This window comes from Nocardia sp. BMG51109, assembly GCF_000526215.1.
GTDB lineage: Bacteria > Actinomycetota > Actinomycetes > Mycobacteriales > Mycobacteriaceae > Nocardia.
This window is the reverse complement of record NZ_JAFQ01000004.1, coordinates 6,698,379-6,719,425: the sequence shown is the minus strand read 5'-3', so window position 1 is coordinate 6,719,425 and position 21,047 is coordinate 6,698,379. Positions and strand designations below refer to the sequence as shown.

Annotated in this window: 23 protein-coding genes; 12 read left to right on the top strand and 11 right to left on the bottom strand. The window is 68.6% G+C overall.

Features of this window, described 5'->3' with window-relative positions; genetic code table 11:
- Positions 1-68: 68 nt before the first annotated feature.
- Positions 69-944, bottom strand: coding sequence for a LysR family transcriptional regulator (locus D892_RS0131715; protein WP_232236218.1), 876 nt, complete (start codon positions 942-944; stop codon positions 69-71).
- A gap of 123 nt (positions 945-1,067) precedes the next feature.
- On the opposite strand from D892_RS0131715, the gene D892_RS0131710 reads away from it, so the two are divergent.
- The 5 genes from D892_RS0131710 to D892_RS0131690 are packed head-to-tail and all read left to right on the top strand — an operon-like array spanning position 1,068 to position 6,147.
- Complete coding sequence (locus D892_RS0131710) at positions 1,068-2,510, top strand: form I ribulose bisphosphate carboxylase large subunit (RefSeq protein WP_024805106.1); 1,443 nt, start codon at positions 1,068-1,070, stop codon at positions 2,508-2,510.
- A gap of 15 nt (positions 2,511-2,525) precedes the next feature.
- Positions 2,526-2,948, top strand: coding sequence for a ribulose bisphosphate carboxylase small subunit (locus D892_RS0131705; RefSeq protein WP_024805105.1), 423 nt, complete (start codon positions 2,526-2,528; stop codon positions 2,946-2,948).
- Positions 2,949-2,977: 29 nt separating this feature from the next.
- Positions 2,978-4,159, top strand: a complete 1,182-nt coding sequence (locus tag D892_RS0131700) for an AAA family ATPase (protein WP_024805104.1) — start codon at positions 2,978-2,980, stop codon at positions 4,157-4,159.
- A gap of 16 nt (positions 4,160-4,175) precedes the next feature.
- Positions 4,176-5,252, top strand: coding sequence for a class 1 fructose-bisphosphatase (locus D892_RS0131695; RefSeq protein ID WP_024805103.1), 1,077 nt, complete (start codon positions 4,176-4,178; stop codon positions 5,250-5,252).
- Positions 5,253-5,268: 16 nt separating this feature from the next.
- On the top strand, positions 5,269-6,147 hold the full coding sequence (locus tag D892_RS0131690; protein WP_024805102.1) for a phosphoribulokinase: 879 nt from the start codon (positions 5,269-5,271) through the stop codon (positions 6,145-6,147).
- A 20-nt stretch (positions 6,148-6,167) separates the two neighbouring features.
- Here D892_RS0131690 and D892_RS0131685 read toward each other — a convergent pair whose 3' ends face one another.
- A complete protein-coding gene (locus D892_RS0131685) occupies positions 6,168-6,887 on the bottom strand; it encodes a YoaK family protein (protein ID WP_024805101.1) in 720 nt (239 codons plus the stop codon).
- Between the two features lie 184 nt (positions 6,888-7,071).
- On the opposite strand from D892_RS0131685, the gene D892_RS0131680 reads away from it, so the two are divergent.
- Positions 7,072-7,707, top strand: coding sequence for a histidine phosphatase family protein (locus D892_RS0131680; protein WP_024805100.1), 636 nt, complete (start codon positions 7,072-7,074; stop codon positions 7,705-7,707).
- A gap of 157 nt (positions 7,708-7,864) precedes the next feature.
- Here the strand turns inward: D892_RS0131680 and D892_RS0131675 are convergent, their stop codons facing one another.
- The gene (locus D892_RS0131675) at positions 7,865-8,815 is read right to left on the bottom strand and encodes a patatin family protein (RefSeq protein WP_036567611.1); all 951 of its coding nucleotides are present in this window, start codon (positions 8,813-8,815) and stop codon (positions 7,865-7,867) included.
- Between the two features lie 200 nt (positions 8,816-9,015).
- On the opposite strand from D892_RS0131675, the gene D892_RS0131670 reads away from it, so the two are divergent.
- Positions 9,016-9,444 (top strand): NUDIX domain-containing protein, encoded by a 429-nt coding sequence (locus D892_RS0131670; protein ID WP_024805098.1) that lies wholly within the window; start codon positions 9,016-9,018, stop codon positions 9,442-9,444.
- An 84-nt stretch (positions 9,445-9,528) separates the two neighbouring features.
- Here D892_RS0131670 and sigJ read toward each other — a convergent pair whose 3' ends face one another.
- Complete coding sequence (gene sigJ / locus D892_RS0131665) at positions 9,529-10,374, bottom strand: RNA polymerase sigma factor SigJ (RefSeq protein WP_024805097.1); 846 nt, start codon at positions 10,372-10,374, stop codon at positions 9,529-9,531.
- Positions 10,375-10,476: 102 nt separating this feature from the next.
- On the opposite strand from sigJ, the gene D892_RS0131660 reads away from it, so the two are divergent.
- Entirely contained in the window at positions 10,477-10,887 is a 411-nt protein-coding gene (locus tag D892_RS0131660; RefSeq protein WP_024805096.1) for a nuclear transport factor 2 family protein, read from the top strand.
- A 138-nt stretch (positions 10,888-11,025) separates the two neighbouring features.
- Here the strand turns inward: D892_RS0131660 and D892_RS0131655 are convergent, their stop codons facing one another.
- Together D892_RS0131655 and D892_RS0131650 are read right to left on the bottom strand one after the other, a co-directional pair.
- Positions 11,026-11,448, bottom strand: coding sequence for a tautomerase family protein (locus D892_RS0131655; RefSeq protein ID WP_024805095.1), 423 nt, complete (start codon positions 11,446-11,448; stop codon positions 11,026-11,028).
- Between the two features lie 43 nt (positions 11,449-11,491).
- On the bottom strand, positions 11,492-12,190 hold the full coding sequence (locus D892_RS0131650) for an SDR family oxidoreductase (RefSeq protein ID WP_024805094.1): 699 nt from the start codon (positions 12,188-12,190) through the stop codon (positions 11,492-11,494).
- Between the two features lie 93 nt (positions 12,191-12,283).
- On the opposite strand from D892_RS0131650, the gene D892_RS0131645 reads away from it, so the two are divergent.
- The gene (locus tag D892_RS0131645) at positions 12,284-12,862 is read left to right on the top strand and encodes a TetR/AcrR family transcriptional regulator (RefSeq protein WP_024805093.1); all 579 of its coding nucleotides are present in this window, start codon (positions 12,284-12,286) and stop codon (positions 12,860-12,862) included.
- 46 nt (positions 12,863-12,908) lie between these two features.
- Here the strand turns inward: D892_RS0131645 and dinB are convergent, their stop codons facing one another.
- On the bottom strand, positions 12,909-14,144 hold the full coding sequence (gene dinB / locus D892_RS0131640) for a DNA polymerase IV (RefSeq protein ID WP_024805092.1): 1,236 nt from the start codon (positions 14,142-14,144) through the stop codon (positions 12,909-12,911).
- A gap of 37 nt (positions 14,145-14,181) precedes the next feature.
- Positions 14,182-15,075, bottom strand: a complete 894-nt coding sequence (locus D892_RS0131635; protein WP_232236217.1) for a TIGR03621 family F420-dependent LLM class oxidoreductase — start codon at positions 15,073-15,075, stop codon at positions 14,182-14,184.
- A 462-nt stretch (positions 15,076-15,537) separates the two neighbouring features.
- On the opposite strand from D892_RS0131635, the gene D892_RS0131630 reads away from it, so the two are divergent.
- Positions 15,538-16,659, top strand: coding sequence for a nitronate monooxygenase family protein (locus D892_RS0131630; RefSeq protein WP_024805090.1), 1,122 nt, complete (start codon positions 15,538-15,540; stop codon positions 16,657-16,659).
- A gap of 137 nt (positions 16,660-16,796) precedes the next feature.
- Here the strand turns inward: D892_RS0131630 and D892_RS42585 are convergent, their stop codons facing one another.
- On the bottom strand, positions 16,797-17,306 hold the full coding sequence (locus tag D892_RS42585; protein WP_024805089.1) for an LppP/LprE family lipoprotein: 510 nt from the start codon (positions 17,304-17,306) through the stop codon (positions 16,797-16,799).
- A 417-nt stretch (positions 17,307-17,723) separates the two neighbouring features.
- On the opposite strand from D892_RS42585, the gene D892_RS0131620 reads away from it, so the two are divergent.
- Together D892_RS0131620 and D892_RS0131615 are read left to right on the top strand one after the other, a co-directional pair.
- Positions 17,724-18,509: an HNH endonuclease family protein gene (locus D892_RS0131620; RefSeq protein ID WP_024805088.1), complete on the top strand. Its 786-nt coding sequence runs from the start codon at positions 17,724-17,726 to the stop codon at positions 18,507-18,509.
- 35 nt (positions 18,510-18,544) lie between these two features.
- Positions 18,545-18,769: a hypothetical protein gene (locus tag D892_RS0131615; protein ID WP_084161307.1), complete on the top strand. Its 225-nt coding sequence runs from the start codon at positions 18,545-18,547 to the stop codon at positions 18,767-18,769.
- Positions 18,770-18,817: 48 nt separating this feature from the next.
- On the opposite strand, the gene D892_RS0131610 is transcribed toward D892_RS0131615, so the two are convergent.
- Both D892_RS0131610 and D892_RS0131605 read right to left on the bottom strand, forming a co-directional pair.
- On the bottom strand, positions 18,818-19,258 hold the full coding sequence (locus D892_RS0131610) for an SRPBCC domain-containing protein (protein WP_024805086.1): 441 nt from the start codon (positions 19,256-19,258) through the stop codon (positions 18,818-18,820).
- 539 nt (positions 19,259-19,797) lie between these two features.
- Positions 19,798-21,042, bottom strand: a complete 1,245-nt coding sequence (locus D892_RS0131605) for a KasA/KasB family beta-ketoacyl-ACP synthase (protein WP_024805085.1) — start codon at positions 21,040-21,042, stop codon at positions 19,798-19,800.
- Positions 21,043-21,047: the final 5 nt, after the last annotated feature.

The window sequence follows — 21,047 nt, the reverse complement described above, 5'->3', positions numbered from 1 at the left end:
CTCTCGTCGACCGGAGTCTGCCTCAATCAGATGATTCAATCAAGTGATTGACAGGACATTCCTCGGCGTCAGGTGCGCTGGAATGCCTGGGCGCCGACGCGCGCGGAATCCACGAGATGGTCGACGAACAGCCGGGCCGTCGGCGTGGGCGTGCGCGTGGTGACGGCGTGCCACGGCCGGTCGAGCGGGGTGCCGTCCACCGGGAGCGGTTCGAGGGCGTGCTGGGCGAGGTCGTTGCCGAGGGCGTCGCTGTGAATCAGGGTGACGCCCAGGCCTTCTCGTGCCGCCGCCAGCACCGCGCCGTGCGAGCCGAGGGTGAGCGTGGGCGGGCGGATCTGCAGGCTGTCGAGCAGGGCCAGGGTGGTGTCGCGGGTTCCGGAGCCGTGCCCGCGCAGCAGCCAGGTGGCCGTCAGCGGGTCGGGGCAGTGGCCGGGGGCGCCGACCACCACCAGGCGGCTCGGCCTGCGGGCGCGCACCACCAGGCCGGCTTCGCGCGGCGGGCGGCCGGCGATCACGAGATCGGTTTCGTGGTGCAGTAATTCGAGGAACAGCAGATCGCGGGGCTGGATGGACAGGCCCACCTCGATATCGGGGTAGCGGTCGCGAAACGACACCAGCGGCCGGAGCAGGACGTATTCACCGGCCGTGGCGACGACGCCGATGCGCAGCCGCCCCGTCTCGGCGCGGCGGACCGCGGCCTGCGCCTCGTGCATCAGGCCCAGAATGCTGCGGCAGTATTCGGCGTAGACCCGCCCGGCCTCGGTCAGGGTGATGCCGCGGCCGGATTTCGCGATCAGTTTCGCGCCGAGTTGTTTCTCGATGTGCGCGACGGCGGCCGACGCGGCCGCCTCGGTGATGTGCAGTTGCGCGGCGGCGCGCCGGATGCTGTTGTGACGCGCCACGGCGAGAAAGGTTTCCATGCGGATCGCGCTCACGGTCCCCATCGTCAGACGGTAGCAAACTCAACCATTCGATTGAGCGATACGAGAAACAATCGAATTGTTATGCCCCGCAGGCGCCCTCATTCTGGATCTGCACGGTGGACGTCCCCGTGAACAGGAGGAACGATGGCCGACGAACCGACTCGCGACCGCTGGGATCCGGGCGTGCAGTCCTATGCCTCGATGGGGTACTACGACGCCGGATACGAACCGGGCGATACCGACGTGTTGGCGGTGTTCCGGGTGACGCCGCAGCCGGGTGTCGACCCGATCGAGGCGGCGGCCGCGGTGGCAGGCGAATCCTCGACGGCGACGTGGACCGTGGTCTGGACCGACCGCCTGACCGCCAACGATCGCTATCGCGGCAAGTGCTACCGGGTAGCCGAGGTGCCGGGGCGGCCGGGGGAGTACTTCGCCTACGTCGCCTACGATCTCGATCTCTTCGAGGAGGGTTCGATCACGAATCTGACCTCCTCGGTGATCGGCAACGTGTTCGGGTTCAAGCCGCTACAGGCGCTGCGGCTGGAGGATATGCGCATTCCCGTGGCGTACGTGAAAACCTTTCCCGGACCGCCGCACGGCACCGTGATGGAGCGCGAGTATCTGAACAAGTACGGGCGGCCACTGCTGGGCGCCACCGTGAAACCCAAACTCGGGTTGTCGGCCCGCAACTACGGCCGGGTGGTGTACGAGGCATGCAGGGGTGGTCTCGATTTCACCAAGGACGACGAGAACATCAACTCGCAGCCGTTCATGCGGTGGCGCGATCGCTACCTGTTCGCGATGGAAGGCGTGAACCGGGCGATTGCCGAAACCGGTGAATTGAAGGGGCATTATCTCAATGTCACGGCGGCGACGATGGAGGATATGTACGAGCGCGCGGAGTTCGCGAAATCGCTCGGCAGCGTCATCGTCATGATGGACCTCACCGTCGGCTACACGGCGATGCAGTCGATGTCGAAGTGGGCGCGCCGCAATGGCATGCTGCTGCACCTGCACCGCGCGGGGCATTCCACGTTCACCCGGCAGAAGACGCACGGGGTGAGTTTCCGGGTGCTGGCCAAGTGGTGCCGACTCATCGGCGTGGACCACCTGCACGCCGGCACCGTGATCGGCAAGCTCGAGGGCGACCCGCACACCGTGACGGGGTTCTACGATACGTTGCGGGACAACCACATTCCGGCGAACCCGCGCAACGGCATCTTCTTCGACCAGGACTGGGCCAGCCTGCCCGGGGTGATGCCGGTGGCCTCCGGCGGCATTCACGCCGGGCAGATGCATCAGCTGCTGGACCTGTTCGGCGACGATGTGGTGCTGCAGTTCGGCGGCGGCACCATCGGGCATCCGATGGGTATCGCCGCGGGGGCCGAGGCCAACCGGGTGGCGCTGGAGGCCGTGGTGAAGGCCCGCAACGAGGGCCGGGATCTGCTGCGGGAGGGTCCGGACGTGCTGCGGCGGGCCGCGGAATACTCCCGCGCACTCGATGCCGCTCTCAGCATCTGGGGCGATGTCACGTTCGACTACACCTCCACCGACGCTCCCGACGCCGTCCCCACCGTCAGCCGCTGAAAGTTGAGGTCCGTCATGCATCTGCGCCAGGGAACGTTCTCCTATCTGCCGCAGTTCACCGACGCCGAGATCGGCGCCCAGGTGCGCTACGCCCTGCTGAACAACTGGCCGGTGTCGATCGAGTACACCGACGATCCGCATCCGCGCAACGTGTACTGGGAGATGTGGGGGCTGCCGCTGTTCGATCTGGACGAGCCCGACGGCGTGCTCGCTGAACTGGACGCGTGCCGGAATACCTTCCCGCAGCACTACATTCGCATCAACGCCTACGACGCGAGCTACGGCCGGCAGACCACGGCGCTGAGTTTCCTGGTGCAGCGCCCGCCGGAGGAGCCGGGCCTGCTGCTGACCCGCACCGAATCCGACGACCGCCGCCAGCGGTACGGATGGCACCCGTACGCCACCGAACTGCCCGCCGGCCGGCGGTACGGCGGCTGAGCGCGACTCGATCGAGGGAGTGTCACCTGGTGTCGACCGAACGTATTCCGGCGCAACATGATCGGGCATCCGGGCCCCGTGCCTCCGGCTTCCGGATGCACCGCCCCGGCGGGCACGGTGCGGGGGCAGCGCACGACCCGCCGGCGGCCGGTGCCGGACCGGAGTCGCCGGTCCGGCACCGGGGCGACGACGCCGGTGCGGCCGCCGAGCCGCCGGACGGTGAGGTGCTGGACGAGACGGCGGTGCTGGACGAGACGGCGCTGCTGGACCTGACGGCGGATCTGGCGGGCCCGCTGGTGGACCGGACGCTGGACCGCCTGGAGGCCGAACTGGTGGGGCTGGCCAACGTGAAGCGCCGGGTGCGGGAGATCGCGGCGCTGCTGCTCGTCGAGCGCGCCCGCGAACGGTTCGGGCTGCAATCGGCCCGCCCCACCATGCACATGAGCTTCACCGGCGGCCCGGGCACCGGCAAGACGACGGTGGCGCTGCGGATGGCCGAACTGCTGCACGATCTCGGATACATCCGGAAACCCAAGGTGCACACCGTGAGCCGGGACGATCTGGTCGGTCAGTTCATCGGTCACACCGCGCCCAAGACGAAGGAGGCGCTCGCCAAGGCGGCCGGGGGCGTGCTGTTCATCGACGAGGCCTACTACCTGTTCCGGCCGGAGAACGAGCGCGACTACGGCCAGGAGGTCATCGAGATCCTGCTGCAGGAGATGGAGACCGGGCACACCAGCCGCGGTGCGCCCGGCGGGCTCGGAGGCGGTAGCTTGCGTAGCCACGGAGGGCCCTCGGAAGCACCGCCATCGGATACGGTGGTGATCTTCGCCGGATACCCGGACCGGATGGAGACGTTCTTCTCCGCCAACCCGGGCCTGTCCTCGCGTGTCGCCCACCACATCGAGTTCCCCGACTACACCCACGAGGAGCTGACCGCGATCGCGGAGCTGATGGCGGCCGAGCTGAACTTCCGCTTCGACCCGCCCGGCGCCGAGGCGTTCGCGGAATATCTCGAACTGCGCATGGCCCGTCCGCGATTCGCGAACGGGCGCAGCGTCCGCAACGCCCTGGACCGCTGCCGGCTGCGGCAGGCGCAGCGACTGGTCGCGGCGCGGCGGCCGGTGAGCAAGGCCGACCTGAGCACGCTCACCGCCGCGGACGTCCGCGGCAGCAGCGTCTTCGCCGACGCGCACGACGGATCACCGTGAGGAGTTGACCGGCGCCATGCCCGAGGGACTGAAGACGCTCACCCGGTACACGATCGAACAGGAACACCGCCATCCCGGATCGTCCGGGGAGTTCTCCGCGCTGCTCAACGTGCTGGCCACCGCGACGAAGATCATCGCCAACCAGGTCACCCGGGGACGGATCGCGGGAGCCCTCGGCGCGCAGTCGGCCGAAAACCTGCCCCCGACCGTGCATCGCAGGCTCGACGCCATCGCCAACGACATCATGGTCGCCGAATCGCAGTGGACCGGGCCGCTGTCGGCGCTGCTGTCGGAGCAGATGGCCGACTTCCACCCCGTCCCCACCGAATTCCGGCGCGGGAAGTATCTGCTGGCGTTCGATCCCCTCGACGGCTCGTCCAATATCGACGTGAACCTGCCCGTCGGAACGATTTTCAGCGTGCTGCGCGCCCCGGACGACGACCGCGCGCCGCAGGCCGAGGACTTCCTGCAGCCGGGAGTGCGCCAGGTGTGCGCGGGCTTCACGCTCTACGGCCCGGCCACCCTGCTCGTGCTGACCACCGGCAACGGGGTGGACGGATTCACCTTGGACCGGGAGATCGGCGCGTTCGTCCTCACCCACCCGCGTCTGCGGATCCCCGACGACACCTCGGGTTTCGCGATCAACGCCGCCAACGAGCGGTTCTGGGAGCGGCCGGTGCGGCGCTACGTGCAGGAGTGCCTGGCCGGTGTGGACGGGCCGCGCGAGCGCGACTTCAACATGCGCTGGGTGGCCTCGCTGGTCGCCGACACCTTCCACATCCTCACCCGCGGCGGAGTGTATCTCTACCCCTACGACACCCGCGAACCCGAACGGCCGGGCCGGGTTTCGCTGCTGTACGGGGCCAATCCGATCGCGTTCGTCGTCGAGCAGGCCGGCGGCGCGGCGATCACCGGCAGCGAGCGGGTGCTCGAGGTGCCGCCCTGCACGCTGCACCAGCGGGTCCCGATCATCTTCGGCTCCCGCGCCGAGGTCGAGCGCATCGAGCGGTACCACCGCGAACCCGAGGCCGGGCCGAGCTTCGACGCCTCGCTGTTCGGAACCCGGTCGCTGTTCCGGCTGGCGCGGCGCTGAGCGGAGAAGGTGTCGCATGTCGCTCGAGCATCCCGTGGTCGCCATCACCGGATCCTCCGGTGCCGGGACCACCAGTGTGACAAGGACATTCCAGGAGATCTTCCGCCGCGAGGGGATCACCGCCGCCATCGTGGAGGGTGATTCGTTCCACCGCTTCGACCGCGACGAGATGAAGCTGGCGATGGCCGAGGCGGAGCAGGACCGCAACCTGCACTTCTCGCATTTCGGCCCGGAGGCCAACCTGCTGGAGGAACTGGAGACGCTGTTCCGTGACTACGGGGAGACCGGGGTCGGGCTGGCGCGGCGCTATCTGCACGACGAGGCCGAGGCGAAACCCTATGGGCAGGAGCCGGGCACCTTCACACCGTGGGAGGAGTTGACGCCGGGCAGCGACCTACTGTTCTACGAGGGGCTGCACGGCGCCGCGGTGACCGGGGTGGTCGACGTGGCCCGATATACCGATCTGCTGGTGGGGGTGGTGCCGATCATCAATCTGGAGTGGATTCAGAAGGTGATCCGGGACAAGACCGATCGCGGATACTCCAGCGAGGCCGTCATCGACACCATTCTGCGGCGGATGCCCGACTACGTGAAATACATCTGCCCGCAGTTCTCCCGGACCTACGTGAACTTCCAGCGGGTGCCGACGGTGGACACCTCGAACCCGTTCATCGCCCGCACGATTCCGACCGCGGACGAGAGTTTCGTGGTGATCCGCTTCGCCGATCCGAAGGTGATCGATTTTCCGTATCTGCTCTCGATGCTGCACGATTCGTTCATGTCGCGGCCCAATTGCATCGTGGTGCCGGGCGGGAAAATGGATCTCGCGATGCAGCTCATCTTCACCCCGCTCATCCTCCGGCTGATGGACAAGCGCCCCAAGCGGCCGGACTGAGCGGAATGCCTCCCGTCCGGTCAGCGGTTTCCCGCATCGGCGCGGTCCTTGTTGACCCAGCGCGGATCGGCGAACCACGTGTACGCGGCGACCAGCGCGGAGGCGACCACCGCGGTGTAGAGCATGTCGCGGCCGTTCACCACCAGGCCGATCAGGCCGCCGATGACGCCGCCCAGCGCGAACGAGGCGTACTGCACGGCATACCCCAGCCATTCCCGCGCGGTGCCGCCCGCCATGTGGCGCTCGATTCCCTGCGACAGTTTGACGAGGGTGCCCGTCACGTAGGTGATCGGGATCGAGACCTCGCCGTTCTTGGTGAACGACGTGTTGAGCGCGCCCATCGCGAAGGCCACGAACAGAATCGGCGGCAGGCCGAGGTCGTGATCGGTCGTGGAGATGATCCGTTCGGTCACCGACGCACCCGCCAGCGCGATGGTGGCCAGCACCGTGGCGCCGTGCGGATGATTGCGCCACCAGCGCCGTCGGCAGATCGATGCCACGATCACCCCGGCCACAAAGCAAACGATCAGCGCGAGCGCGCCGAAGGCCAGCGCGTGATCACCGAGGAAATGGCCGATGACGGCCCGCTCGGTGTTTCCTGTCATGAAGGTGACGAAATAACCGGCGGAATGTGTGTACGCGGCGGCGCCCACGAAGCCCGCCAACACGAGCAGCACCGACGACAGCCGCGTCTCGATGTTCCAGAACGGTTCCGTCTCGGTCTCCGATTCTGAAGCCACAGCTACACCCTAGCAACGCACAGGAGGGTTGCCGATGTGATCTCGTCGCGCCGCGAGGCCGAATCAGGCACGATGCCTATTACCGGTCCGCGGTGCGGGCAAACGAGTCTGCCCGACTCGTATACTTCCCGCCGCCGACCGAAGGATCTGTGTAACAACGGTTCGATCGAATCGGGAGAAATTCGTGCAGGATCTGTATGTCGTGAGCCACCCGCACGCGGAACACACCGCCCGCGACCTCGTCGGTGGCTGGCACGACTCGCGGCTGACGGTGCGTGGTCGGCGCGACGCGCATCTGGTCGCGGAAGAGATGGCGCGGCGGCGCGATGCCACGCGGCCGCTCCGGGTGACGACGTCCGATCTCGTCCGATGTACCGAGACGGCGCGGATCGTGGGGGCGCGGCTCGATGCACCGGTCGTCGCCGATCCACGGCTGCGCGAGATCAGCTTCGGCGAGGCGGAAGGGCGGCCGAACGAGTGGCTCGGCCGGCGGCAGATTCCCGCGCCCGATCACGACCGACTGGACCACCGCGGTCCGATTCGCGGTGCCGAGACCCGTCGCGAGGTGGCCACCCGGGTCGGCGCGTGCGTGCGTGCGCTGATGGCCGACGCCGATCACGACCACATTGTCGTCACCCACGGGTACGCGCTGACGTTCGTGGTCACGACCTGGCTGAGAATTCCCGTCGAGGCGGCCGGATTCGCGTCCTTCGCGACGCAGCCGGGCGCGATCACGCACCTGCACCTCGACGATTACTGGCGCAATCGGAGCCTGCTGCGTCTCGCCGACACCGCCCATCTGGAACTCGTCCGGCGCTGACAGCCCCACCGACCAAACTTCGGCCGGTGATGCCTGCCGACCCGTACGATGTCGAGTGACCAGCGACTTCTCTCTAATCACGAAGAAACGCTGCTGCTGGAAAGTCCGTTCACGGCTGTGGTCGAGTTCGGGCGGCTCGACGGCTGACCGGAGCTGGTCAGGGCCGCGGGGTCGGTATGACGCAGTCGCTCAGGGCTTCGGCGGTGGCCGCGCGGCCGAGGTCGAGGGCGCGGAGGAGGAGGCGTTCGTCGCGGGCGATGCGGCCGACGGTGGGGGAGCCGGCGGGCGGGCGGATCTGCAGGATCGCCGGGTGGTTGGCCATGACGTGTTCGTCGCGGTCGTACTGGTCGGCGCGGGCCAGCCAGGACCCGACCACGCCGGGGGCGTGCCGGGACAGGAACCGGGTGACGACGCGGCGTTCCAATGGCGAAGGGGTGCTGGGGGTCTCGTCGATCCTGCGGGTACGGAGCACGAGTGCGTGGGTCGCGCCCTGGGCCAGTGCGGTGCGGATGGGCACCGGCTCCGACAGGCCGGCGTCGACGTAGCGGCGTTCGGCGAGCGTGACCGGCCGTCCGGCGAGGATCGGCATGCAGGCCGACGCTCGCAGGGCGCACTGGAGCGACGCCACATCGCCGATGTGGGGGTGCAGATCCACCGCGGAACCGTCGGCGGAATCGGTGCCGATCGGATGGAAGGTGACCGGGTTGGCGAGGATCGCCGGGAAGTCCATCGGCACGATGCGCTCGTATACCGCGTGCACCAGATAGCGCGTGTCGACCACGTGCCCGCCCCGCAGCGCACGGGCCGGGGCGATGACCCGCCGCACCACGTCGGCCTGCCAGGCTCGCCGCGAGACGACGGCCCGCCCGCACAGCAGCCAGGCACCGTTGAGCGCACCGGCCGACGACCCGTAGACCGCGTCGAAGCAGTGCAGCAGGCCGAGATCCTCGAGCGCCGCGACCATGCCGTGCGAGTACACGCCGCGGGCGGAACCGCCCTCGATCACGAGCGCCAATCGCGCACCGTCGCCGCGCCGCCCGGGCTCGCTGCCTTCGGCGTGCCGCCGGGCGACCAGGTCGGCCACGGGTGAACGGGTATCACTGTGCACGGCACCCTCCGCACTCGGAACAGTCGCATTCTGTCTAGCACAAGCGGTGCCGAGCGCCGGAGGGATATATGCGGTGCGGGCCGCCGTAGGGGATGGGGTCGGGCGGCCCGCGTATCTACGATCTCGCGTCGCCGCCGTCGGGCCCAGGGCCTTTCGACCCCGACCCGATGGTCGAAAGGTCAACCGGATAGCCTCCCCTCATGCAGTCCGACCGGCTCGTCGACACGGTGGCGTGGGTGCTGATCGAGAACGGCCGGATTCTGTGCGCCCGCCCGCAGGGTAAGGACGTCTTCTTCGTGCCCGGCGGCAAGCGCGAGGGCGCCGAAACGGATCTGCAGACGCTGCTGCGCGAGATCGACGAGGAGCTGACCGTCGCGCTCGACCCGGACACCGTCGAGCACGTGGGCACCTACGAGGCCGACTTGCCCGGCGCCACACCGGGTCTCGTTCGCATGGCCTGCTACACCGCCGACTACGCGGGCACGGTCGAACCCAGCAGCGAGATCGCCGAGATCGCCTGGTTCGGCTACGCCGATCGCGCCCTCGTGCCGCCGGTCGACCAGCTGCTGTTCGACGACCTGGCCGGTGCGGGCCTGCTGCCCGCCGCCGACGCGTCCGCCGAACGCTGACGAATCCTCGAGGCCCGGTGGCGCGCTACGCGCGTCCTGGTCGGTGGAGGTCCCGCCGATCCGGCGAAGACCACCGTCTGCCGGTCAGCGGACTCCGGCCAGCTTATCGGGGTTGAGCACCAGATGTATGGCCTGGATCCGGTTGTCGCCGTTGACATCCAGGCACAGTGCGGCATACGTGGAACCCCCGGCGTGCAGCACAGCGCCGGGGGCGCCGTTGATCTCGGTGAGGCGCCGGTCGAGACCGGCGGGCCAGGCCCAGGTGATCGAGCACAGGTACCCGGCCACCGTGGTGAGCCCCCGCAGGGGTTCCCGTGGTGTCTCGGACGTACCGCCGGCGTCGGCGCGGAAGACGACGTCCGGGGCGAGCAGCCCGGTGAGAACGGTGAGATCGCCGTCGGCCGCGGCGGCAAGGAAACGCTCGGTGAGTTCGCGGTGTTCAGCGGGTGACGGCCGGTGCCGTGGGCGCCCGGCCTCGATGTGCTTGCGTGCCCGGTATCCGAGCTGCCGGCTGGCGCGTTCGGTGCGGCCGAGCAGTTCGGCGATCTCCGCGTGCTCGAAACCGAAGACCTCGTGGAGTACGAACACCACGCGTTCGGCGGGTTCCAGAGATTCCAGCACCACCAGCAGCGCCATCGAAACCGCCTCGGCGAGTTCGATATCCGTGTCGGGGCCGGTGAGCAGCGGCTCGGGCAGCCACGGTCCGAGATAGGTTTCCCGGCGCGCCCGGACCTTGCGCAAATGGTCGATGGCGAGCCGGGAGACCAGCCGGAACAGGTAGGCGCGTGGCTGCGCCACCGCACCCTGGTCGACCCGCTGCCAGCGCAGCCACGCCTCCTGCAGCACGTCCTCGGCGTCGACGCGGCTGCCCAGCATCCGATAGGCCGCCGCGAAGAGCTCCGTCCGGTGCTGTTCGAATCCCACGCTCATACTCGTAAGACGTTACGGACCGGTCGCGCGTCACGCGTGACGCGGACGGTTCGGGATCCGTCCTTCCTGTGTAACGCACCCGATGTCGAAAGGACCGAACCCATGACCGTCGCAGACCGCCGCACCCGCACCGAGGCCAACCGCGCAGTGGTGCGCGACCTGTACCGCCGCATCGCGGCCGGTGACCAGGAAGGCGGATTCACGCTGCTGCACGACGAGTTCGTCACGCACAACCCGCGGGTACCGCACGACCCCGCGGCCGTCACCGGCAAGCAGGCGTTCCGGGACTTCTTCGCCACCCCGGCCGGGCGGGCGCTGGCCGAGGCCAGGCAGGAGGTGGTGCGCATCCTCGCCGATGACGACCTCGTGGCCGTGCACGTCCGCGTGACCACCGCCGGCACGGACACCGCGATCGTCGATCTGTGGCGGCTGCGGGACGGCTTGGTCGCCGAACACTGGGACGTCGTCCAGCCGGTCCCCGACACTCTCCCGCATCCACACGGAATGTTCTGAGCCGCCGTAGTATTCGGGTCGACGGCCCCGACAGGCCGGGGCTGTTGTCAGTGTGGGTCGACTCCGTCCCCCGGACGGACACGGGTTGTCGGCCACGGCGGTGCCACAGCCCCGAATGTGGGGTTGTGGCACCGCTTGTCAGTAGGGGAGTGGCTTATTCGCTCGGGCCCAAGCCTTTTCGGCTTCGGTACCGGGGCCGGGCGGGAACAGCCCGGCGATCATCCAGAGGTCTCGCGGGGACTCGTAGGTGTGGAACTCCCAATGCAGTCCACGATCTCGCGTATACGGCACCATGATCGAGTTGAGCCTCTCGGTGGATCGCCTGCGCATGTCCGGGTCGTCCAGGTGCCGGGCGAGGTGCTCGACGACGATCCGCACGGTGTCGCTCGCGGGACGCCCGCCGACGAAGAACGCGGGCTCCGCCATCTCGGTGAACAGTACGACGACGTAGAAGGCCGGCAGGCCGAAACCGGTGTAGAAGTCGGTGATGTCCTTCGCGAAATCCTGTTTGTCCTTGTCGGAGTAGGTGTTTGCGGGATGGTAGATGGTCCACAACGGCATCGGCGTGCCCTTTCGGAGTGTGCTGGAGGAAAGCCGGTGCAGGTCAGCCGATGGGTAGCGCGAGGCCTTCGACGGGACCGGACAGTGCCGCCTTCACCTGCCTGGTCACCTCGTCGACGAGGACTTCGTGTTCCCCCCGTTCGACACCGTCGAATACGGCCAGGGCAACCAGCTTCGGATCGATCTTGTCGACCGCGAGCCCGGCGACCATATCGGTGTCGGCGAACCCGAGATGCACGCCGACCACCTGGGTGTGCTGTGCGGTCAGCTCGAGCCGCAGCGAGTTGGTGAGCGACCAGAACGCCGCCTTGGACGCGCCGTAGGCCGCCGCGCCCGCGCCCCACGACAGCACCGAGTGAATATCGACGAGAGCGCCGCCCCCGTTGGCCGCCAGCACCGGCGCGAAGGCCTGGGCGACGCGCAGCGGGCCGAAGACATTCGTGTCGAACGTGGTTATCACGTCGTTCATTTCGGCCTTCAGCAGCGGTGCCGGGTGCAGCGTACCGGCATTGTTGACGACGATGTCGACGTCCGGGGCGCGGGCCGCCGCGGCGGCGACGGAGCCGGGATCGGTGACGTCCAAGGGGATCGTGTCGATGCGGTCGTCCGCGGTGGGTTCCGGTCGGCGCGCGGTCGCGTAGACCTTGGTGGCGCCGCGGCGCAGTAGTTCGTCGACGAATGCGCGTCCGAGTCCGCGCCGGCCCCCGGTCACCAGTGCGACCGAGCCTTCGATTCTGGTCATTTTTAGATTATGCTCATCATCTAAGTGAATGCGCAAGACTGTAGTCGCTCGACGACATCCGCCACCCGGGGCGGCCCGACGAAAGGAGAGCAGGTGCCGAGAGCAACCCGCGCGCAGGCGGAGTCGCATCGCCAGGAGGTCATAGACGCGGCCGCCGCGCAGGTCCGCGAACGCGGCGCCCATGCGGTGACCGTGCCCGAGGTGATGGCCGCCGCCGGGCTGACCCACGGCGGTTTCTATCGGCACTTCCGCTCGAAGGACGAACTGGTCGTGCAGGCGTGTGCGGCCGCCTACGCCGAGAAGATCGGCGAGATGGACCGGATTCGCGCGGACAGCCCGGACGGACCGGCGGCGCGACGCACGTTCATCGAGCGGTACCTCTCGGTCGCGCACCGCGACGCGGCCGGGAAGGGGTGTGGCATCGCGGCGACGGCCGCGGATGTCGCGCGCGCGGAGCCCGACGGCCCGCTGCGCCGGGTCTATCTCGACGGTATCGGCGCCATGATCGGCAGGCTGTCCGAATTCGGCGAGCGCCCGGCCGAGGCCGAGCGCGACGTGCTGGTCGAGCTGTCGGTCATGGCCGGGGCCCTGATGCTGGCCAGGGCCAGTGCGGGCGACGAGCTGTCGGAACGGATCCTCGACGCCGCCAAGGAGTTCCTCGTGGGGGAATGAATCCGGTTCACCCCACACTGTGTCCGGTGTCGGGACGCGGGACGGATCAGTCCGGCAGCAGCGGAACCGACAGACCCTCACCGCGGCCGAGGAGGGCGGCGCGGGTGACGGTGCCGGCGCCGAAACGGTCGCGGAGCCGGTCGAGGGTGGCGTCCAGCGTGGCGTTCGGGCGCGGCTCGAGGGGCAGCGTGAGCTGGCGGGGGTCGGCGTCCTCGAGATTGGTCAGCGACAGGCCGATCAAGGTGAGGCCGCGCTCGCGGATCATCGGCATGGCGGCTGTCAGCAGCAGGCCGGCGGTGCGCAGGAGCGTGGTGCCGCGGTCGGTGGCGTCGGGCAGGGTGTGCGAACGCGTCGCGCGGTTGAAATCGTCGAAACGCAAGCGCAGCACCACCGTTCGGCACACCCGCCGGGCGGCGCGCAGGCGGTGGCCGAGCCGGTCGGCCAGTCCCTCCATATAGGCCTCGATCTCGTCGGGGGAGCGGGGGCGGCGGCCGAGGGCGCGCTGCGCACCGATCGATCGGCGACGCCGGCCGGTATCGACGGGGCGCGGATCGCGGGCCCAGGCCAGCGCATACAGGTGCCGGGCGGCCGCGGGACCGACGACCGCCGTGAGCGACCGCTCGCCCAGTTCGGCGAGCTGGCCGATCCGGGTGATGCCGTGGTCGTGCAGCGTGGCGGCCGTGACCTCGCCGACGCCCCACAACCTTTCGACCGGCAGCGGATGCAGGAAGTCGAGTTCCGCATCCGGCGCCACCTCCAGCAGACCGTCCGGCTTGGACACCGCGCTGGCGACCTTGGCGAGAAATTTCGTGCGCGCCACGCCGACCGAAATCGGCAGCCCGACCTCGGCACGCACGTCGGCGCGCAGCTTGCGGGCGATCTCCATCGGCGCGCCCGACAGCCGCCGCAGCCCGCCCACGTCGAGAAACGCCTCGTCGATGGAGATGCCCTCGACCTCCGGCGTGGTGTTCCGGAAGATCTCGAACACCGCCCTGCTGGCCTCCGCGTACGCCGACATCCGCGGCGGCACCACGATCGCGTGCGGGCACAACCGCAGCGCCGCACCGGCATTCATCGGCGTGCGCACCCCGAGCGCCTTGGCCTCGTAGCTGGCCGCCAGCACCACGCCGCCGCCCACGATCACCGGTTTGCCGCGCAGCCGTGGGGCGTCACGCTGCTCGACCGACGCGTAGAACGAGTCGAGATCCGCGTGCAGGATCGACGCCTCCGCCCGGGCGACGGACGTGCGAACCGAGGAAGAGCGAGCATCGGACACGAACATATGTTCGCATAGGCCGGTGACCAGAACGGCGGGGTTTTCACCGAAGCTGTGCGATCACCTTCGCCAGGGCGGTCATTCCGGTCTCGGGGACGGCGTAGTGGGTGACCGAGTACGCGTCACGGTAGTGGCGCAGGGTATCGGCGATGTCCGGTGCGGAACCGGTCAGCACACCCGGTAGATACGGCAGTTGCGCCTCGGTCAGGTCGGGATTGAACCTCCGGGCCGGCGACAGATCGGTGTCCACGCCCTGAACGTTCACCCCTTGCACCATCAGTCCCAACTCGAGTCGGTCGACGCGCTCTCCTGCGGCGGCCCGGACGAACTCGACGCGGCGGCCGAGAGCCGCCGTGCCGGCCGCCTCGGAATCTATGTCGGCCGCGACGGGCACCCCGGCGAGCGACACGGTATCGGCGTGTTCGGCGGCCACTCGCACCAGCCGATCGCCGCGCCCGGCCACCAGCAGCGGAATCCGCCGTGCGACCGGTGGTTCATGGCCGTTCGCGAACAGGGTCCGGATCTCGCCGATGGTGTCACGGAGGTTGTCGATGCGCTGCCGCCCGCTCGGGAACGGCAGCCCTGCCACCTCGAACTCGGGTTTCGCGAAGTCGGGTCCGGCACCGATCCCGAACTCGAACCGGCCATCCGTGAGCTGATCGACGGTGGCGACGTCCCGCGCCAGCAACGCGGGCCGGTAGAAGCCGGCGTTCAGCACCATGGTGCCCACCCGCACGCGACTCGTGGCCTCCGCCATGCTGATCACCGTGGGAAACGGCGACGTCATGCCGAGATGATCGGGAATCTGCACCACGTCGAAGCCGAGGTCCTCCGCCCGCCGCGCCTTGTCCTGCCACTCCGCGCGCGAGCCCGCGGCGGAGAAGCCGACGGCGAACCGAAAAGGGCGCGGTGTCATCTCATTCCGAGAATCTGTCACACCGCCCACGTTAGCCGAGCGAGGCCCCGCGCACCCGCCCTGCCGGGGCCGTCGTCCGCGCCGGTCTCCGCCGGGCGGCACGGACCCGATCGGGGTCGGCGGGAGGGCCCGGATGGCCGACATCGGCGGCCCGCAGTAGGGCGCGGACAGGTTCGACTGCCCGGCCGGAGCGAGAGTTCGCCGCGGCGCACGGGCAATGCGCGGCGACTGGTGTGAAACGTCGAATAGTCGAAGTTCCGGCCCCGGCTCACTGCGTGCAACTAGAACGTGTTGTCGATAGCTTGCCGTCGGCGGCCGGGCGAGCCGAGGTGCCGGGCACCGGCCGATATCCGGTGATTCGGCCAGGTTTTCCGGGCTGCTCTCGATTTGACCGCGCGCGGGCGCTAGGCTGATTCTGAAACGTGTTCTAGTGTGTGCGGCGAGGGTTACCAGCCCCGGAAGATCAGAGGAGTCCACCAGGCCATGCGTACCGAGATCTGCGAACGACTGGGTATCGACGTTCCCATCTTCGCCTTCACCCACTGCCGTGACGTCGCCGCCGCGGTCAGCAATGCCGGCGGTCTGGGCGTGCTGGGCGCGGTGGGGTTCACCGCCGAGGAGCTCGAGGTCGAGCTGGCGTGGTTGGACGAGCATGTGAACGGCGTCTACGGCGTGGATCTGGTGATCCCGTCGAAGTACGAGGGTAAGGGCATCGACGGCCTCACGCCGGAAGAGCTGGAGGCCAAGCTGGGCGAGATGGTCCCGCAGGGCCACCGCGATTTCGCCGAGAAGATCCTGGCCGATCACGGTGTGCCGCACCTGCCCGACGGCGAGCACCACAATCAGCTGCTGGGCTGGACCGCCACCACGGCGGCCCCGCAGGTCGAGGTGATCCTGAAGCACCCGAAGGCGAAGCTGGTCGCCAACGCGCTGGGCACCCCGCCCGACGATGTGATCAAGCAGGTGCAGGATTCGGGCCGGCTGATCGGTGCGCTGTGCGGATCGGTCAAGCACGCCCTCAACCACAAGAACGCCGGGCTGGATTTCGTTGTCTGCCAGGGCACCGAGGGCGGCGGGCACTGCGGCGAGATCTCCTCGCTGGTGCTGTGGCCGCAGGTGATCGACGCGGTCGGCGATCTGCCGGTGCTGGCGGCCGGCGGTATCGGCAACGGCCGGCAGGTCGCCGCGGCCCTGGCCATGGGCGCCGCCGGAGCCTGGACCGGGTCGCTGTGGCTGACGGTGGAGGAGGCGAACGTGCCGCCGGCGCAGATGCAGACCTACATCGACGCGTCGAGCCACGACACCGTGCGGTCGCGGTCGTGGACCGGTAAGCCGTGCCGGATGTTGCGCAACGACTGGACCGATGCGTGGGAGTCGGGCGAGACCCCCGATCCGCTGCCGATGCCGCTGCAGATGATGGTCGCCCTCGACGGCGTGAAGCGCGGCCACCGGTATCCGGAGGCCGCCAAGGACGTGAACTTCAATCCCGTCGGCCAGGTGGTCGGGCTGATGACCAAGATCGAACGCACGACCGACGTCATGCAGCGCCTGATCGAGGAGTACCTGGAGTCCTGCGAGCGGCTGAACAAGCTCAACAACGCCTGATCAGGGCGTGCACCGGTCCGGAGACGCCGTCCGGGCCGGTGCACACCGTTCCGGAACATGGTGGGAGCGGCGGGCGAGTATGGTGCCGCCGGGGCCGCGGATCGGTGGTGTGGACCGCGGCCCGGCACCGGCCGATCTCAGGCGGGCGGTGTGCCCTGCATGACGACACGCCGGCCGTCCCAATGGAATCCGACCTGCGTGTGACCGGCGTCGGGGCAGGCGTTGCAGCTGCCCGGAGTCTTGTAGCCGAGGACGACCGTGCCGTCCGTCGTCGCCTCGGCGGCGAGCGTGGTGAAACCGTGGGCCTCGGGCGTGGCCGTGCCGACGTACCGGCCCTGATGGAACAGCAGGGCATGTTCGGGTGAGCTTCCGGTCGCCCCTTCGATCGTGACGATCGCGGTGGACAATGTCGCGCACGGGTCGAAATTGCCTCGGAACGTCGCGGGATCCGTCGCCCAGTGTGCTTGCGTCACCGGTTCGGGCGGCAGGCCCGCGACGGCCGCCTGCACGGTCGGGGAGGCCAGGTCGACCCCGCACTGCGCCGGGGCGGGACCCTGCTGGGGAAGGACGGTGGCACCGGACGATCCGCAGGCCGGTGCGCAGACGGCGGCGCCGACCGCGGCGGCGATGACGGTGGTTCGGAACACTTCTCGTTTACCTCCGTGTTGTCGGGACCGGATCCGGTCGTTCCGGAGGGTATCGCGATCGGCCGCCGTCGCCGTTTACGATCTTCGAATGTGACTCCGGTTACGCAATCCGCTGCCGGGCTTGCTGTTTGCTCGAACCGTTGACACTGTGTTGTCCCGAGATGAGAAGCGCATACCGGGAGCCGTCCAGTCGCGGCCGAAAAGTGATCCTGCCCTTGACGATTGTATCCGCGAAGCACGTGGCGGCAGACGGCGCCGCCGGCGTTGCTGTGCGGTCGCGCGCCGATCGAAAAGCCGGCAAATGCTGCGCGAATCAGGGATATGGCGCATGATTTTCGTAGCAGTGCAGCAGTATTCGGGACGGTGCGTAGTGAACGGTAAGAGTGCCGAGGTCGTCACGGAGCACCTGGGGGAGTCATGGTGAAGAACACCTCCCGCCGCGCCGGTCCCGCCCGGCGGATCGCCACGCTGGTCGCGCCGGTCCTGCTGGCCGTCGTAGTCGCGGTCGGTTATGCCGTCATCGACGAGTGGGGCGACCGGAAGAATCAGCCCCAGTCCGTCGGCGTTACGGCCGTGGCGGACAAGGATGTTCCCGGTCTGCTGCCGAAACTCACTGTGGCGCCGGAAGCCTCGATGAACGGCTACAGCCGGGAGAAGTTCCCGCACTGGGACACCAACAAGCCCGAACACGAATTCGGCGCCGATTTCGCGCAGTACGCGAAGTGCACCACCCGCGAGGTGATGTTGCTGCGTGACGCCACCGGCTCGGTGAAGCTCGACGCGAAGACCTGTGACCTCACCGTGAGCAAGGGCGGCGGCTGGCGCGATCAATACGGCGTCCTCGACCGGAAATCCGGAAAGCTCGAGGAGTACAAGTTCACCACGGATCCCTCCGGGATGGACGCCGACCACATCGTGGCACTGGCGGAGGCGTGGCGATCGGGTGCCGCCAGCAAGGACGAGAACACCCGGCGCAATATCGCCAACGATGCCGGGAATCTGGTGGTCTCCGACCCGACGGCCAATCGGTCCAAGGGCGATCAGGATCCCTCCGACTACCTGCCGCCGGGCGCCTTCCGGTGTGTCTATATCGACCACTACATCAAGGTCAAGATAAAGTACGCGCTGACGATCGATTCCGACGAACAGTCGGCGCTGCGGACCGCGGTCGACGACTGTGTGAAGCGAGGAGCGTTCAAATAAGCGACGTCATCGAGATCGCCGCGAAGGCCGCCGTCATGACCCGCGAGGAGGGGACGGTGTCCGGTGAGCTGGATGTCTGCGTCGACGAGTCGGGCCGGGGGCTGGTGCGTTATCGCGACACCGACACCTGGTACACCATCGGCAATCTCGACGACGAGCCGCCGCGGACGTGGGCCTCGGCCGCCGAACTCGCGGCGGCCGTCGAGGCCGGTTGTGGGCAGCGGGACGCGGCCGGCAACGTCATTCCGTTCGAGGCCTAGGGTCCACTTCGTGCCATGCCTCCGGGGGCGAGCATGGGGCGTGCGGCCCTAACTCACCTGCTCGGCGCGCTGTTTGACTGCCTCGGTCATCCCGCCGAACCCGCGCCGCAGGGCCGTTCCCAATGTGGCGGCAACCACGGGCTGTAACCAGCCGCCGATTTCGAAGTGCGAGGCGTAGCGGCAGCGCCCGTCGGCGAGCGGGGTGAGTGTGTGCGACCGCATGCTGTGCAGCGCGCCGAGCGGCACCGGTTTCATCGAGTAGCTGAATTCGGTTCCAGGTGTATGCGTCCGGACCCATTCGCGCTGATTCATCGGGCGCGAACCCACCAGCCGCACCCGCATGTCGATCGCCGCGCCCGGCTCGAGCGTGCTGTGGCACGCCCTGACGAACGGGTTCCACTCGCCGTATCCGGCGAAGTCGGTGAGCACCTTCCACACCACCTCGGCGGGTGCGTCGATGTCCACGCTGTCGTCGATCACGAAGGCCATGCGGACGACAATACTGAAACTGGTTCTACTTGGTGATGGTGCCCTGCGGTGCAGCCGACCCGACGGACCGGACCGATTCGGGGCAGCGCAATCGCGACCGGACCGGAATCGCGTCGGTGGCGTGGCAAAGGGGGTCGACGCTCAGCGCACCGCAGGGGAAGAGCGTGTATCGCGACTGAAGTTCCCGTGTTTGCGCGCGGAGTTGGCACTGCATGCGTTGGTGCATGCAGTGCAGCGGAAAGTGCTGTCGCCGCACCAGTTGTCGGTTCGTGTGGCCGGGGCTCGGCGTTCGCCCCATCGTTCGAGAGCGGTAACCGATGAGCGCAGCCGGTAATCCACGGCGGGGGATAACTGTGTGCACAACATCGATCCGGGAGTAAACGCTCAGCGCATCCAGTGGTCGATGGTGAAGACCCTCCTCGATTCTCGCGGCGCGCCATGGGTTTATCCACAGCTAATCCACGATCCACAGCTGTTGGTGGATTGCGTGAACAACAGCTGTTCCACATCACTGGGGACGGCCTTGGGGGCGAACGGTTTCAGGCGCGGCCGAAGGCGAGGGTGACGTTGTGTCCGCCGAAGCCGAAGGAATTGCTGAGCGCGTAGGAGATTCGCTGCGGCCGCGCCTGCCCGTGCACGATGTCCAGGTCCACGCCGGGATCGGCGCCCTCGAAATTGAGTGTGGGCGGCACGATCCGATCGCGCAGCGTGCACAGGGTGAGGATCGCCTCCAGTGCACCCACGGCGCCGATCGAATGGCCGAGTGCCGACTTGGGTGCGTAGACGGAGGCGTGCCGGGCCACGGCCGCAATGGCATTGGCCTCGGAGGCGTCGCCGACGGGGGTCGAGGTGGCGTGGGCGTTGATGTGATCGATGTCGGCGGCGGTGAGGTCCGCCGAGTCGATCGCCTTGCGCATGGCCCGTGCCGCGCCGGCGCCCTCGGGTTCGGTGCCGGTGATGTGATAGCCGTCGGAGGTGATGCCCGCGCCCAGAATTCGGCCGTGAACGTGGGCGCGGCGGGCTCGGGCGAACTCCTCCGACTCGAGGATCAGCAGCGCGCCGGCCTCGCCGAATACGAACCCGTCGCGGAGCCGGTCGAAAGGCCGTGAGGCTCGGGCGGGTTCGTCGTTGCGGGTGCTCATGGCGCGCATCATGGCGAAACTGGCGATCGGCACCGCCTCGATGTACCCCTCGACGCCACCGGCGACGACGACGTCCGCCTCACCGGTCGCGACGAGCCGCCAGGCGTGCGCGATCGCCTCCGCGCCCGAGGAACACGCCGAGGTCGGGGCGTAAACGCCTGCCTTGGCGCCGAATTCGAGACCCACTCGGGCCGCCGGGCCGTTCGGCATCACCATCGGCACCGTCAGCGGCGGCACCTTGCGGTAGCCGCCGGCCCGCATGGCGTCGACGGCCGTCATGAAGGCATCGCCACCGCCGAGTCCGGTGCCCACGGCCACGCCGAGCCGCTCGCCGTCGACATCGGGCTTGCCCGCCTCCGCCCAGACTTGGCGGGCCAGTACGAGGGCCAGCTGTTGCACGTACGAGTGGCGGCGCTGTTCGAGGCGGCTCAGATGCTCGCCCGGCCGCTGCTTCAGCTTGCCGCCGATGCGGACCGGCAGGTCGTACGCGGTCACGAAGTCGTCGTCCAGCGCACCGATGCCGCTGGCCCCCTCGAGCAGTCCGGTCCAGGTCGCATCGAGATCGGGGGCGAGGCAGGTCGTCGCGGCCATGCCGGTGACGACCACGCCCCGACCCGTTTGTGTAGCAGTTGGTACACCCATGGTGG